We start from the raw sequence: 14,510 nt of genomic DNA, 5'->3' as shown, positions 1-14,510 counted from the left end.
TTCTCCCCGTTTGAAGTCCCAGATACGGTTGTGCTACTGTCATTCTTGAAAGTTTTTCAAATATGAGCAACAGAAGAAATCCATGAGCTAAGGTTGGTGAAATGATCCAGACGGACGTGCTCCAGACCAATTCAACTCAGCCGAATTCAATCCAACCGACTGGACGCGGCCCCTCCATTCTGGACATTGCCCGGGAGGCGCAGGTCTCGCCCGCAACAGTTTCGCGTGTGCTGAACGGCACGGCCCGCGTTAAGGGCGACAAGGCCCAGCGGGTGCTGGAGGTGGTGGATCGGCTGAACTTCAAACCCAATTCCAACACCTTTGCTCGCAATCTGCTGGCGGGCCGCTTGCGTGCGGTGGGCGTAATCATTCCCGTCTTGCACGACGAATTCTTTGGCACCATCATCACCGGAATAGAGGAGCGCCTGCGGGCCGGGGGCGTGCATCTCCTCTGTGCGCTGGGTCAGGAAAACGGCGACGAGGAACTCATCGCTCTGGAGACCATTCTGAAAGGCCGCCCAGACGGTGTGATAGCCTTCGCCGACTGGCTGCCCGACGCGCCATTGATTGAACTGGAACGCAGCGGCACCCCGGTGGTGCTGCTTAACCGCTCGGTCCCCGAGCTGGCCCACCACTGTCTGCGGCTGGACAACGAGTTGGGTGGCCTTCTGGCCACCGAACACCTGCTGGAGCTGGGCCACCGCCGGATCGCGCACATCACGGGTTCGCTGGACCGTCTGGACGTGCGTGAGCGCTACGCGGGCTATCACGCGGCGCTGCGTCAGGCAGGCGCAGTGCGCGAGGAGGCGCTGGAACTGACCGGCGTGTGGTCTGAGGAAATCGAGGGCGGACGCGCCGCCGTCAAGCGCCTGTACGGGCGCACGAAGTTCACGGCAGTCTTCGCGGCCAACGACTGGCTGGCGCTGGGCGCGGTTCAGGGTCTGCGTGATCTGGGTCTGCGCGTCCCCGAAGACGTCTCGGTGGTGGGCTTCGACAACCGCCGCGTGACCGAGCTGAGCGCCCCGGCCCTGACCGTCATCGACTTCCCGCGCCTGGAGATGGGCCACCTGGCCGCCGAGCATCTGCTCTCGCTACTGGACGGCCTGGACACGCCGCCCCTGCCTCTCCTGACCCCCCGACTCATTGTGCGGGCTTCTACCGCCGCGCCTCCAATGTCCTGATCCCTCCTTCCTGATTTCTGTTTCGCCTGTTGCCAGCCCCTTCCATAAGGCTGGTCCGGCTTCTTGTCACCCAAATTCCCATTATCTGCGCCCTGGAGGAACTCCCATGCCTACCCTGCCCCCTTCCACGCCCTCCGATGTGCTGCGCTACGGCGTCGCCTGGTATCCCGAACACTGGCCTGAGGACCGCTGGCCCGAGGACCTGCGCCTGATGCGGGAGGCAGGCATCAACACCGTCCGCATCTGCGATTTTGCCTGGAGTACCCTGGAACCCGCAGACGGCGTCTTTGAACTTGATTTGTTTGAGCGGGCCATTGAACAGGCCGCCGAATTCGGCATGAAGGTTATCATCGCCACGCCCACGGCCAGTCCGCCTGCGTGGTTGACGGCGGCGCACCCGGACACCCTGGCGGTCAATCAGGACGGTGTCCGCTCTCCGCATGGTGGACGCTGTCACTACAACGTCGGCAGCGCAACGTATCGCCAGTTTGCGAGTCGGATCGCCGGGAAACTGGGCGAGCGCTTCGGCCCGTACCCACAGGTGATCGGCTGGCAGATCGACAACGAGTACAACCGCGCGTCCTACGACGCCGAAACGCGCCTGCGCTTTCAGGACTTTCTGCGCGGACGTTATGGCACCCTGGACGAGCTGAACCGCCGCTGGTGGACACGTTACTGGAGCCAGAGTTACAGCGACTGGGGGCAAATCCCGCTGCCCATCTTTCCCAGCACCGAACACCCCTGGATGGTGCATAACCCAGCCCTGCGCCTGGATTTTCAGCGCTTCATCACACAGCTTTACGCCACCTATCAGCACGAACAGATCGCGGCCATCCGGCCCCACGCCCGCCTGGAGCAGGTCTTCACGCACAACTTCATGGGCTTTTTTGATTTGTTTGATCACTACGCCCTGAGTGACGAGCTGGACGTGGCGGGCTTTGACAACTACATCGGTGACGGTCACCTGGATTTCATCCGCAACGGGGCCGAGCACGACCTGACGCGCGGCCTCAAGCGCCGGAATTACTGGGTGCTGGAAACCCAGGCCGGGGCCACCAACCACATGACCACCAACAACGCGCTGAATATGGGCGAGATCCGCAGCCTGGTCTACCACCAGATCGGCCACGGCGCAGACCTGATCTCGTACTGGCAATGGCGCAGCGCGCTGGGCGGCCAGGAACAGTACTGGGGAACCGTACTGCACCCCGACGGCACACCCCGCCCCCACTACGCCGAGATCGCCCAGATCGGCGCAGAGCTGTCGCAGCTCTCGCCCCATCTGATTGGGACCACCCCCGTATCAGCGGTGGCCCTGCTGCACCGTTACGAGGACCGCTGGGCGCTCAATTTTCACCGCCAGCACGAGGACTTTGATCCCATCGGCCACCTGCTGAGTTACTACCGTCCACTGCGTGAGGCAGGCATCGGCACCGACATCGTGCATCCGCTGGCCCCATTGGAGGGCTATCGTCTGGTGGTGGCCCCGCATCTGCACGGCCTGACCCCGGAAATCTATGAACACCTCAGTAGCTATCTTCGCGGCGGTGGACACCTGATCATCGGGCCACGCAGCGGCGTCAAGGACGACGACAACGCGCTCCTGCCCTCCAAGCAGCCGGGAAAGCTGGCCGAGTGGGCAGGCGTGGAGGTGGAACAGTATTTTTCTCTGCACCAACCTGCGGCCATCGTGGGCATGCTGGGGAGCGGTCAGGCGTCCATCTGGGCCGAGCGTCTGGGCGTGCGGGCAGACGATGTGGAGGTGCTGGCCCGCTACGGCCCCAGCAACGGCTGGCTGGACGGACAGGCCGCCGTGACCACCAGGGCGGTGGGCGCAGGACGAGTCACCGTGGTGGGAGCCTGGCTGGACGCGGAGCTGATGCAAAGCGTGATGGCCGCTGCCCTCCAGCGCAGCGGTGTCCAGACGGCCCTGACACCCCCACCCGGCGTGGAGGTCTGCCGCCGCAGCGGAGCGGCTGGCGAGGTCACAGTGATCATCAACCACAGCGCCACACCACAGACCATTCAGCTCCCGGCGGCGCATGACGCTCTAGGCGGCCAGCAGGTCAGCGGCGACACGCGCCTGGAACCCTACGGCGTGCTGGTGCTGACCGGACAGCTTGAGCGGGACCTGACCCTTCGCCCAGACGCTGAACCCGTCCTAGCCGGAGGTGGGCAATGAGCGAGCAATATACGGTAGGCGTGGACTTCGGCACTTTGTCGGGCCGCGCCGTGCTGGTGCGTGTTCAGGACGGTCAGGAAGTCGCCAGTGCGGTTCACGACTATACCCACGCCGTCATGACCGACTCTCTGCCCGGTGGCCCTGTCCTGCCGCCCGAATGGGCCTTGCAACACCCGCAGGATTATCTGGACGTGCTGGGGCAGACCATCCCGGCGGTCTTGCGGCAAAGTGGGATTGATCCAGATCAGATCATCGGCGTCGGTATTGATTTCACGGCCTGCACGGTGTTGCCCACCACCCGAGACGGCACGCCGCTGTGCTTTCTGCCGCAGTGGGAAGGGACGCCACACGCTTACGTCAAGCTGTGGCGGCATCACGCCGCGCAGCCGCAAGCAGACCGCATCAACGCCGTGGCCGAGCAGCGGGGCGAGCGCTGGCTGCCACGGTACGGGGGCAAGATCAGCGCCGAGTGGGCCATTGCCAAGTTGTTGCAGATTCTGGAAGAGGCTCCACAGGTCTACGCGGCAGCCGAGCGCTTCCTGGAAGCCACCGACTGGGTGACCTGGCAACTGTGTGGCGCAGAGGTTCGCAACGTCTGCACCGCCGGGTACAAGGCGATCTATCAGGACGGCGAGTATCCCTCGCCCGATTATCTCGCGGCCCTGAATCCAGACTTCCGGGATGCCATCAACAAGTTCTCGCGTGACCTGCACCCGTTGGGAGACCGAGCTGGAAGTTTGACCGAAGCGGCGGCCCGTTTAACTGGCCTGAACGTCGGCACGGCTGTCGCGGTGGGCAATGTGGACGCGCATGTGACCGCGCCCGCCGTCGGAGCGACAAGAAGCGGCCAACTGGTAGCGATCATGGGCACCAGCACCTGTCACGTCATGATCGGCGACACCCTGGCAGAAGTGCCGGGCATGTGCGGTGTGGTGGCGGGCGGGATTACCCCTGGTACTTACGGCTACGAGGCTGGGCAGAACGGCGTGGGTGACCTGTTCGGCTGGGTGGTCAAAAAACTGACCCCGCCTGAATACCACACGCTGGCCCAGGAGCGTGGTCTGAGCGTCCACGAACTGCTGACCGAACTGGGCAACACGCAGGCGGTGGGCGAACACGGCCTGCTGGCGCTGGACTGGCTGAGCGGCAACCGCTCGGTGCTGGTGGACACCGATCTGAGCGGCATGATCATGGGGTTGGGATTGTCCACCCGCGCCGAGGACATTTACCGTGCGCTGATCGAAGCCACGGCTTTCGGAACGCGGGTCATCGTGGAGACGTTCAACGCTTCTGGCGTGCCCGTGCGGGAATTCATTGCTGCTGGTGGACTGATCAAAAATCCGGTGCTGATGCAGACCTACGCCGACGTCCTGGGACTGCCGATCAGCATCGCTGGAAGTTCGCAGGCCCCGGCGCTGGGGAGTGCCATGCACGCCGCCGTGGCCGCCGGAGCTTACCTGGACATTCAGTCGGCGGCAGACGGGATGGCGAAAGTCACGCGGGCCGCTTACACGCCTGATGCAGCAAGACACGCCGCCTACACGCAGGTTTATCAGCTCTACAAACATCTACACGATCTGTTCGGGCGCGAGGACCAGACCATGAAAACCCTCAAGCGGCTGCGGGAAGACGCGGTATCCCGTAAGCAAAGAAGTGAGGTCACTGCGTGAACCACACCGAATTGAGGGCAGAACTGCACGCCCTGCATCTGGAACTGCCGAGAAACGGTCTGGTGACGTGGACGAGCGGCAACATTAGCGCCCGTTTGGACGGCGGCTTGCTGATCAAGCCCAGCGGCGTGACTTTTGCGGAGTTGACGCCAGAGAGCATGGTGGTCACTGATCTGAACGCTCAAGTGATTGAGGGTGATCTCAGCCCCAGCAGCGACACGGCCACCCACGCCTATGTCTACCGCCAGATGCCGGAAGTTGGCGGGATCGTGCATACCCACAGCCCTTACGCCACCGCCTGGGCCGCCACCGGACAGGAGATTCCCTGCGTCCTGACTGCGATGGCCGACGAGTTCGGCGGTCCCGTCCCCTGCGGGGGATTTGCCCCCATTGGCGGCGAGGAGATTGGTGCGGAGGTGGTGCGCGTCCTGAAGGGCCACCGCTCACCCGCCATCATTCTCCAGAGCCACGGGGTCTTTACCATCGGCAAAACCCCACTGGCTGCCCTGAAAGCGGCCGTGATGGTGGAGGACGTGGCCCGCACCGTCTTTCTGGCCTATCAACTGGCAGCGGCGCGGGGCGTCGAAGTTCAGACCATCTCGCCCGCCGACATTGACCGCCTGCACCACCGCTACACCCATGTCTACGGACAACAGCAACATCAGGAGACCCCGTGCCCGTGAAGAATCTCGTGACCCCGCAACTCTGGTTCGTCTGTGGCTCGCAGCATCTCTACGGCCCCGAAACGCTGGCGCAGGTGGCAGCGCAGGCCCGGCAGGTCTCGGACGCGCTGGACGGCAGCCCGGCCATTCCCCTTGCCGTCGTCTTCAAGGACGTGATGACCACGCCGGACGACATCCGCCGCCTGTGCCTGGAGGCCAATTCAGACCCGCTGTGCGCCGGACTGGTCCTGTGGATGCACACCTTCAGCCCATCGAAAATGTGGATCGGCGGCCTGAGTGCCTTGAAAAAACCCTTCGTCCACCTGCACACCCAGTTCGAGCGCGATCTGCCCTGGGACCGCATCGACATGGATTATATGAACCTCAACCAGTCGGCGCACGGGGACCGCGAGGCCGGGTTTCTGCACACCCGGTTGCGGCTGGAGCGCAAGGTGGTGGTGGGCCACTGGAGTGACGACGAAGTTCAGGCGCGGCTGGGCGCGTGGGCGCGGGCAGCCTGGGCCTGGTTTGATTGGCAGGGCGCGGCCATCTGCCGTTTCGGCGACAACATGCGTTTCGTGGGCGTCACCGACGGCGACAAGGTCAGCGCCGAGATGAAGTTTGGATTTTCAGTTAACACCTACGCGGTGGGCGATCTGGCTGGGCGTATCCAAGCTGTCTCAGAGAATCAAATAGATGATCTAATCAGAACGTATCTAGCAGAATACGAAGTTGCCCCCGAACTCCAACCCGGCGGCCAACGCCACGACTCGTTGCGGGACGGCGCACGGATTGAAGCGGGGATGCGCGCCTTTCTGGAAGAGGGCGGCTTCAAGGGCTTCACCGATACTTTTGAAGACCTGCACGGCCTGAAACAACTTCCCGGTCTCGCCACCCAGCGCCTGATGGCCGAGGGCTACGGCTTCGGCGGCGAGGGCGACTGGAAAACGGCGGCACTGGTGCGGGCCATGAAGGTCATGGGCCACGGACTGCCGGGCGGCACCTCGTTCATGGAGGATTACACCTACCACCTGGAGCCGGGCAGGCATCAGGTGCTGGGATCGCACATGCTTGAAATCTGCCCCAGCATCGCGGCCCACAAACCCAGGCTGGAGGTACATCCGCTGGGCATCGGCGGCAAGGAAGACCCGGTGCGGCTGGTGTTCGACGCCGAACTGGGCGCGGCCATCAACGTCTCGCTGATTGATCTGGGCAGCCGGTTCCGCCTGATCGTGAACGAGGTGACCTCAGTGGCCCACCCCGGTCTGCCCCACCTGCCTGTAGCGCGGGCAGTCTGGGAATGCCAGCCGGACTTCAAGACCGCCTGCGCCGCCTGGATCTACGGCGGGGGCGCACACCACACCGGTTACAGCGGGGCCGTGACCACCGAGATGATCGAGGATTTTGCGGCGATGGCCGGGGTAGAACTGGCCATTATCGACGGTAACACAGAACTTCGCGCCTTCCGACAGGGTCTCCGGCTCAATGACCTGTACTACCTGCTGGCTCAGGGCCTGCGGGCATGAACACCGAAGAGATGGGACAGGCGGCCAGGATGCCTGCCGCCATCATGAAGGGGGCGGGACACATTGAGCTGGGTCATCTCCCGAAGCCTGTGCCCGCTCCCGGCGAACTGCTCATCCGCGTTCAGGCGTGCAGCGTGTGCGGCTCGGACCTGCACTACTGGCATGAGGGCCGCATCGGGACGGTGGCCTTGGCGGGTGACTTCACGCCGGGTCACGAGTTCGCCGGGGAGGTGACCGGGGGAACAGGCGCGCCGTACGGACTGCCTGACGGCACACTCGTCGCCGTGGACCCCGCCCAGCCCTGCGGCGACTGCTTCTGGTGCCACGAGGGCAACCATCACCTGTGTCCGAACATGACCTTCGTGGGTGCGCCGCCCCATGCAGGTGGCATGGCCGAATATATCTCCGTGCCAGCCAGCACGGTCCACTGCGTTCCGGCAGGGTTTACCCCCGCGCAGGCGGCGCTGCTGGAGCCGCTGGGGGTGGCGCTGCACGCGCTGGATCTCGCCAGGCTGCGGCCTGGCACAAACGTGGCCGTGCTGGGCGCTGGACCGATTGGTCTGTATGTGCTTATGCTCGCGCAGATCAGTGGAGCGCTTCAAGTCAGTGTGATTGAGCCGCTGGCCTACCGCCGGGAGGTGGCCCTGAAGCTTGGTGCGGCGGCGGTCTATTCGGATACGGGCGCGTATCTCGCCGCCGTACAGGACACGCCAACGCGCGGCGCGGACGTGGTCATTGAGGCTACCACCAGCCCGGACGGTCCCCGGCACGCCACGCGGGCGGCCCGCATCGGCGGGAAGGTCATTCTGATCGGCATTCCCGCCGGTGACGAGTTCAGCCTGACCGCTTCGGAGGTGCGCCGCAAGGGCCTGACCATCAAACTCTCGCGCCGCATGGGGAACGTCTACCCGCGCGCCATTCAGCTCGTGGCGCGTGGCCTGGTCGACGTGGAGGCCATCGTCACCCATACCCTGCCACTCGCCCAGGTGCGCCAGGCGTTTGAGTTGTTGGCCGAATACCGGGAGAACGTGATCAAGGTGGTCCTGGAACCGTAATTCACATTTGCGCGTTTGCGCAGTGTCCGCAGCCAGCGAACACGTCTCAATCGTCTCTGCTCTTCGAACAGGCACAAACGGCAGGCCAGAAGACATGTCTGCGCTGGTTACTGTGCTGCGTCTGACCCTCAGCGCGGCAAGACGTAGAGTGCGCCCGCGTCCACGCTGGTCTGATACACCGCGACAGGCTTCACGGCAGGCAGCACTTTCGCCTTGCCGGTGGTCAGCTCGAACTGCGAGCCGTGTCTCTCGCACTTGATCCGTCCCAGACTCACCGCCCCACCCAGTAACGGGTAATCCTGATGGGTACAGTTGTTGCGCAGGGCATAAAATTGCCCCTCGTAGTTCACCACTACCACGCTTTTCCCGTCCACCTCAACCGCTGTCTGGCTCCCCTCGGGGAACTCCGCCGCCTGACCCACGAGAACGCGCATGCCGTGCAGTGTACGTCGCCGGTGCGCGCTGCGGCACCCAGCACCGAGGCAGCCCTGATCTGGCTCTGGTAACGTTGGGCCGTCATCAAATCCTGAGAGCGTATTTTAAAAGGGTCAGGCACCCGGCTCTAGGCGGCGCAACATGAGCCGGATGTTGGCAAGGTAGAACCACGCCTCCGTCGTCTGGGGCAAGCCCTCGTAATCCCGGCTCAATCGGCGGCAGCGGGTCATCCACGCAAAGGTGCGCTCGACCACCCAGCGACGGTGCAACACCACAAAACCCTGTTGTCCCGCCAGTTTTTTGACCACCTCCACGGTCCAGTTCAAGACCTCTTTAGCCCAGGATACGGGTGAACCCATGTAGCCACCATCGGCCCAGATGTGTCGCAGACGTGGAAAACGCTGGGCGAGCAACGCCAGCAAAATCGGCGCTTGCGCCCGATCCTGCACGCTCCCTGTGGTCACCATGACCAGCAGCAGCAAGCCCAGCGTATCCACGGCGATGTGTCGCTTGCGCCCGTTGGTCTTTTTCCCCGCGTCAATGCCACGAATCCCTCCCTGTGGCGCACAGCGCACGGTTTGCGCGTCGATGCTGCCGGCGCTGGGTTCAGGGTTGCGGCCTGCGTTGATGCGGGTTCGGCGCAGCAGGAAGCGGTTGACCGCTTCCCACGTCCCGTCCTGCTGAAACCGCTGAAAGTAGCCGTAGACCGTCTGCCACGCTGGAAAATCGTGAGGAAGATCGCGCCAGGCACAGGCATTCTTGAGAACATAGAAAATTGCGCATATCAGCTCATACATATTGATCGTGCGGGGCCGTCCGCCCGCCTTGGAGGCGGGCAGAAGAGCTTCAAGGCGCTTAAACTGTTTGCGGGTCAGGTCACTGGAGTAACGTTGTCTTCTCATCAACTGCAACGTGCCAGAACTTGGCCCATAGCGCTATGTCCCAGGCACTTTCAAAACACGCTCTGAGATTGTCACGGTCTGCATAGGCTCTAGATGGTGGGCACGAGGTCAAAATACTCGTGATCCTCATTCGCGCCGCCGAAGCCCTGGCCCACCTCCTTCTCGCTGACGACGAATTCAATGCTGCTGATCCACTTGATCATCTTGTACCCCAGTTGATTCTCGGCCCGCAGCCGCAGCGGCGCGCCATGATCGGCCCCCAGACGCTCACCGTTCATCTCATAGGCCAGCAGGCACTGTGGGTGAAGGGCATCTGCCAAGGGCAGCGTCTCGTAATATTCGCCGCCGTACAGGCCCTCACCGAACGAATGGAACACCACCACCTGCGCCTCCAGGCGGGGCCGCACCAGATCAATCAGGGCGCTCATCGGCAGGCCGCCCCACTCGGCCACGCCAGACCAGCCCTGGATACAGTGATGCAGCGTGATCTGATTGTGTTGACCCAGGGCCACAATTTCGTCAAGTGAGAGTTCGACTGGATGGTCTACCAACCCGGACACACGCAACCTGAAGCCTCCAAAGTCTTCAGCAAGCAGCGTCTGCCAGTCCTGAGACGTGGGCAGTTTGCCATTGGACCAGAAGTGCGGGGAGATGTCGTCCCTGCCGAATTCGGCCACGGGTTTCAGCGGGTCAAGCGTCCGCAGGGTCAGCGCCCCGACGGTGCGCCGGGCCGCGAGTTGCAGGGCGCGCGGACGGTGCCACGACACCCAGTAGGCCGCAAACAACACGGCGAGAGCGGCAGTCACCCCCACCAGGCCCAGCATCCATCCGGCAGGTCCACCCGTATCGGTACCCATGACGATGTGGTTCATATTCTGGACAAAGCCTGTGGCAACCACCAGCGCCACATGGATCACCAGGAAGGCCGAGAACCCCACCATCAGCAGGAAATGCAGGGACCGCGCCCCCTGCCGTCCGCCGAACAGGCGTGGATACCAAGCAAAGTGGCCATCCAGCGCGGGCGACATGGCGAGGCCGCTCAGGATGGACAGCGGGGCCATGATGAACACCACGGCAAAATAGGTAAGTTGCTGTAAGGCCTGATACGCAACAAAGCCGTCCGGTTCAGGGGGCAGATGAAAAGTTGCGTAATGGACGAAGATGTTCCAGGCGTCGGAGAGAATGCCCCAGTACGTCGGCACCAGTCGCGCCCAGTGACCCTGCACGAACAGCAGCGCCACGTAGACCACGCCAGTCAGCACCCAGAACAGCACCGAGAGAAAATGCCAATGCCGGGCCACGCCTACGGTATGGCGGTAGCCCGGCAAGCTCCACAGCGGTGAGATGTAGCGGGCATCGTCCTTGGCCGTCCAGACCCGGTCCGTCGGCACCGTCAACGGCGTGAAGCGAATCCACTCCGAGCCGGGGGTGCAGTCCTGATCACGGTAGAGGCGCGGATGGTCCGCCAGGATCGACAGACCGCTGCGGATCAGCAGCAGCGTCAGAACGAAGCTGATGTAGTGCGCCATACGCAGCCAGAGCGGGAAGCCGGACGAACCGGGGAAAGTGCGAACCGGGTCAGCCAGCGCGGGCAAACCAGATACCCCGTACTGAATCCAGGCAATGATGATCGGCAACAGGACCAGCGCCGCTATGCCGATGAGGAGAGACGGACGTATCCAGAGTCCTGGACGGCGATCTTGCGGAAAATGGACCTTGTTGTCCCGTGGACGTGACGAGTGCATAAATCCAGCGCCTCCAAATCAGGGTATCGAGTCGTGCTCACGGGAGGGAGGACGGCCAGACCAGTCAAAGGCCACACTGACGGGTTCACGGTCTGGCTATAAAGACCCTAGTCTTCAGGGACACTCGGCAAGTTGTGGGAAGCGGTGGAGCAACACTCCAGAAAACCCTTCGAGCGGCGTTGCAAGACTGCTCCGTCTCCAGCAGCCTACTCCCCTCAGAGCGTTGCGGCGCGCACAGCGAAGCCACCAGACAGGCTGGTCTTCATCTCACCTCAAACCAGCCGGAACAAGCCGCAGGGCCTGAAATCTTTAAAGGCTCCCTTACCCGCTTAACACCTTTAGAAGCGCAACCTGTGAAGGGGGAAACCATCTTCGCCCACCCACGCGTGAGCAGCGAGCTGGGCCACCATCGCAGAGCAGACGGCTAGATGACGGTCTGCTCATCGGGTGGACCCGACAGGGTCAACGTCGATAAGGGCAGCTTCAACTCCCGACATCCTGGCAAGCGCCAGTGCGGCGATTCTCCCCCATACTTCCGATGTTGCTGTTAGAGGCAATAGGGGACAACTCGAATGGACGGGCGGACGCCCTACGGGCGCGCCACCGCACCACGGACCATGCCGCATCTTCAGCAGGAGGTCATCAACATGACCAGTCTCCGTCCCGACAAAGAACGTCTGGAACAGCAGCGCGGCGAGATAGATCTCAACCAGACGGACCGCAGCCACCACGACGCCTCAGAAAGTGATTTCACCTCGCCCGATCCCACTGTCGAGCATTCCGACGAATTGCTGGAACTCGGTCCCGAGACGGCCAGTATGGGCAGGGAGGACCAACGAGACAGGTTCTTCCGGCACAAGATCATGCTTGAGGAGGCTAAGCGCGCCAGCGAGTTATCTGATCCACTGGACATGTAATACGGATTCCGTTTGTTTCGTGTAGGAATCGGGACTGCGCCGATTCCTACACTCCACGCCCGGCACCCGTTTTTCTCCTTTTCGCTCCGCTCGGATTGCGGGTTTTTCAACACCCTCTAATCGGAGTCCGTATAAAAGCCTGTCCAGCAGGCGTGTCCCCTGGGATGGCCCGCCAGTGGACAGCATCAAGGCCACGACACCATGATGCAGGCCGTTTACTGGCGAGCCCCAAGTAAACCCTGGAGGCACCCCGTGAACCGATCAGATCCCCTCAAGCACAACATGCCCGTGCAAGCCGGAGACGCCCAAGCCGCCCAAAGTTCTGGGCGAGCCGCAGGGCTGAAAAAACCTTTCCTCAGGTTGCGCCGCCACAATGCCCTGCACAGTGGCGGCTGGCGTCAACCCTCTGGATCACCCGCACTGGTGATCCCGCCCCTCATCATTGCTCTGGAGCGCTGGGTGGACGAGGGCGGCTCTGGAGACGACCCGGACGATGACGCGTGGCTCAACCTGGCGCGAACGCCGCCACACCGGCCGAATCAATGATACCGGTGCCAGACGTTCTGCTGCCTGTTCGTTCGCGCGACGGGCCGAGACGGAAACGGGAAAAGCTCATGCAGCGATTCGCCTCACGCCTGCTCATCGGCTCCTTTCTCCTGGTTGCCAGAGCGGCGGACGCTCAAGTCACCCCCCAGTCTCCCCTTGCTTCTCTGCAAATCCAAACCAACGCCCCGACTCATTTCCTGAACCTCTCGGATGGTACGACGGTTGTGAGGCAACAGGGTGCTCTCACCTTACAACTGAAGTTGAACGGAAAAGTTCACCTGTCTTCAAAGGCTCAAGCCTGCACCAACCACCCCGCACTGAGGGTCAGCGCTCTGGACCCTCAAGCCCATTTTACCCTGACGGCACGGAGCTTTACAGCCAGCCACGCTGCAGTGTGGGTCAGTTCCACCGGCAACTGTAAAGATGCAGCCAGTGTGCTGGGAAAACGTACTCTGCATGCGGAAGGCTCCGTTAAGTGGACGATGACCACTGGCAATCGTGTGGACTCCTCGCCCGTCATTGGTCAGGACGGCACAGTTTATATAGGTTCAGGAGATACCAACGTCTACGCCCTCAATCCCGCGACAGGCCAGATGAAATGGAAGTTCAAAACGGGTGGTTACGTCCTCGCTTCGCCTGCCCTGAGTCCAGAGGGGGTGATCTATGTGGGTTCGACTGACACCAACCTTTATGCCCTTAAGCCTGACGGCACAGTCAAGTGGAAGTTCAAGACGGGTGGTTATGTCATTTCCTCAGTGGGTCTGGGGGTGGACGGTATGGTGTATGTCGGCTCCGATGACCACAACGTCTACGCCCTCAACCCCACAACGGGGAGACCCCGGTGGGCGTTCGCTACTGGCGGAATGGTTGAGTCTTCACCTGCCGTGGGCGCGGATGGCACGGTGTACGTTGGCTCAGCAGACACCAACGTTTACGCGCTCCGTCCTGGGACGGGCCGGCCCAGATGGAAGTTCGGCACAGGCGGCTACGTCCTCTTTTCACCCGCTCTGGGTCAAGACGGCACGGTGTATGTCGGTTCCAATGATGGCAACGTCTACGCCCTGGATGCCACCACGGGTCAGTCCAGATGGAAATTCGGGACAGGCAGTCTGGTGACCTCGTCCCCTGCGGTGGGTGGAGACGGCACAATCTATGTCGGGTCCAATGACGGCAACGTGTATGCCCTCAACCCTACGACGGGACATGCCAGGTGGAAGTACAACACAGGCAGTTACGTCGCCTCGTCGCCTGCCATTGGTGCCGATGGTGCAGTGTACGTTGGTTCTCACAACAATTACGTCTATGCCCTTGACCCGATGACTGGTCAGCCCCGCTGGAAGTACAACACGGGCAATCTGGTCATTTCCTCGCCCGCTCTTGGCATGGATGGTACGGTTTATATAGGTTCAGGCCACAAGGTCTATGCCCTGTACTCGCTTTCACGTGGACTGGCGACCAGCAGTTGGCCCAAGTTCCGTCGGGACAACAACAATACTGGACGCTGATAAAGGAAGGTTGGTCTCCAGACTGCCTGTCGCAGCAGTCGGTTGAGATGCAGATGGGGCACAACCGTGACCAGCGCCAGGAACGCACATTCCTCCAGGGTCAGCCCCTCCTCCAACGTCCAAGTCAGGGAAGCTGGGCCAGCCATTCTGTGTGAAGGGTGGTCCCGCCTATCCTCTTGTGGCA

Annotated in this window: 11 protein-coding genes; 8 read left to right on the top strand and 3 right to left on the bottom strand. The window is 62.4% G+C overall.

Annotated features, from left to right (window positions below; translation table 11 throughout):
* Positions 1–101: 101 nt before the first annotated feature.
* The 6 genes from BOO71_RS08875 (at position 102) to BOO71_RS08850 (ending at position 8,276) form a co-directional block, all read left to right on the top strand.
* Entirely contained in the window at positions 102–1,181 is a 1,080-nt protein-coding gene (locus tag BOO71_RS08875) for a LacI family DNA-binding transcriptional regulator (RefSeq protein WP_083653271.1), read from the top strand.
* Positions 1,182–1,287: 106 nt separating this feature from the next.
* A complete protein-coding gene (locus BOO71_RS08870; RefSeq protein ID WP_075831572.1) occupies positions 1,288–3,363 on the top strand; it encodes a beta-galactosidase in 2,076 nt (691 codons plus the stop codon).
* Positions 3,360–5,033, top strand: a complete 1,674-nt coding sequence (araB, locus tag BOO71_RS08865; protein WP_075831571.1) for a ribulokinase — start codon at positions 3,360–3,362, stop codon at positions 5,031–5,033. Before BOO71_RS08870 ends, araB begins: the two co-directional genes overlap by 4 nt.
* Positions 5,030–5,716, top strand: a complete 687-nt coding sequence (locus BOO71_RS08860) for an L-ribulose-5-phosphate 4-epimerase (protein ID WP_217694878.1) — start codon at positions 5,030–5,032, stop codon at positions 5,714–5,716. Before araB ends, BOO71_RS08860 begins: the two co-directional genes overlap by 4 nt.
* On the top strand, positions 5,707–7,221 hold the full coding sequence (gene araA / locus BOO71_RS08855) for an L-arabinose isomerase (RefSeq protein ID WP_217694877.1): 1,515 nt from the start codon (positions 5,707–5,709) through the stop codon (positions 7,219–7,221). The genes BOO71_RS08860 and araA overlap by 10 nt, the downstream gene beginning before the upstream one ends.
* Entirely contained in the window at positions 7,218–8,276 is a 1,059-nt protein-coding gene (locus BOO71_RS08850) for a zinc-dependent alcohol dehydrogenase (protein WP_139322847.1), read from the top strand. Before araA ends, BOO71_RS08850 begins: the two co-directional genes overlap by 4 nt.
* A gap of 128 nt (positions 8,277–8,404) precedes the next feature.
* Here BOO71_RS08850 and BOO71_RS08845 read toward each other — a convergent pair whose 3' ends face one another.
* From BOO71_RS08845 to BOO71_RS08835, 3 genes are all read right to left on the bottom strand, one after another.
* On the bottom strand, positions 8,405–8,710 hold the full coding sequence (locus BOO71_RS08845) for a non-heme iron oxygenase ferredoxin subunit (RefSeq protein ID WP_075831570.1): 306 nt from the start codon (positions 8,708–8,710) through the stop codon (positions 8,405–8,407).
* Positions 8,711–8,824: 114 nt separating this feature from the next.
* Entirely contained in the window at positions 8,825–9,613 is a 789-nt protein-coding gene (locus BOO71_RS08840; RefSeq protein ID WP_083653269.1) for an IS5 family transposase, read from the bottom strand.
* An 89-nt stretch (positions 9,614–9,702) separates the two neighbouring features.
* Complete coding sequence (locus tag BOO71_RS08835; RefSeq protein WP_075831568.1) at positions 9,703–11,358, bottom strand: molybdopterin-dependent oxidoreductase; 1,656 nt, start codon at positions 11,356–11,358, stop codon at positions 9,703–9,705.
* 647 nt (positions 11,359–12,005) lie between these two features.
* On the opposite strand from BOO71_RS08835, the gene BOO71_RS08830 reads away from it, so the two are divergent.
* The gene (locus tag BOO71_RS08830; protein ID WP_139322846.1) at positions 12,006–12,275 is read left to right on the top strand and encodes a hypothetical protein; all 270 of its coding nucleotides are present in this window, start codon (positions 12,006–12,008) and stop codon (positions 12,273–12,275) included.
* A gap of 542 nt (positions 12,276–12,817) precedes the next feature.
* Entirely contained in the window at positions 12,818–14,326 is a 1,509-nt protein-coding gene (locus tag BOO71_RS08825; protein WP_083653267.1) for an outer membrane protein assembly factor BamB family protein, read from the top strand.
* Positions 14,327–14,510: the final 184 nt, after the last annotated feature.

The sequence above is a fragment of the Deinococcus marmoris genome, from assembly GCF_001949125.1.
GTDB classification, from domain to species: Bacteria; Deinococcota; Deinococci; order Deinococcales; family Deinococcaceae; genus Deinococcus; species Deinococcus marmoris_A.
The sequence above is the reverse complement of the archived record's forward strand: the minus strand, read 5'-3'. Positions and strand labels throughout refer to the sequence as shown.

Excerpts from the sequence above, each read along its gene's own strand:
- araB (WP_075831571.1), top strand. The coding sequence starts at position 3,360 with ATGAGCGAGCAATATACGGTAGGCGTGGACTTCGGCACTTTGTCGGGC.
- BOO71_RS08870 (WP_075831572.1), top strand. The coding sequence starts at position 1,288 with ATGCCTACCCTGCCCCCTTCCACGCCCTCCGATGTGCTGCGCTACGGC.
- BOO71_RS08840 (WP_083653269.1), bottom strand. The coding sequence starts at position 9,613 with ATGAGAAGACAACGTTACTCCAGTGACCTGACCCGCAAACAGTTTAAG.
- BOO71_RS08835 (WP_075831568.1), bottom strand. The coding sequence starts at position 11,358 with ATGCACTCGTCACGTCCACGGGACAACAAGGTCCATTTTCCGCAAGAT.
- BOO71_RS08845 (WP_075831570.1), bottom strand. The coding sequence starts at position 8,710 with ATGCGCGTTCTCGTGGGTCAGGCGGCGGAGTTCCCCGAGGGGAGCCAG.
- BOO71_RS08850 (WP_139322847.1), top strand. The coding sequence starts at position 7,218 with ATGAACACCGAAGAGATGGGACAGGCGGCCAGGATGCCTGCCGCCATC.
- BOO71_RS08830 (WP_139322846.1), top strand. The coding sequence starts at position 12,006 with ATGACCAGTCTCCGTCCCGACAAAGAACGTCTGGAACAGCAGCGCGGC.
- BOO71_RS08875 (WP_083653271.1), top strand. The coding sequence starts at position 102 with ATGATCCAGACGGACGTGCTCCAGACCAATTCAACTCAGCCGAATTCA.
- BOO71_RS08825 (WP_083653267.1), top strand. The coding sequence starts at position 12,818 with ATGATACCGGTGCCAGACGTTCTGCTGCCTGTTCGTTCGCGCGACGGG.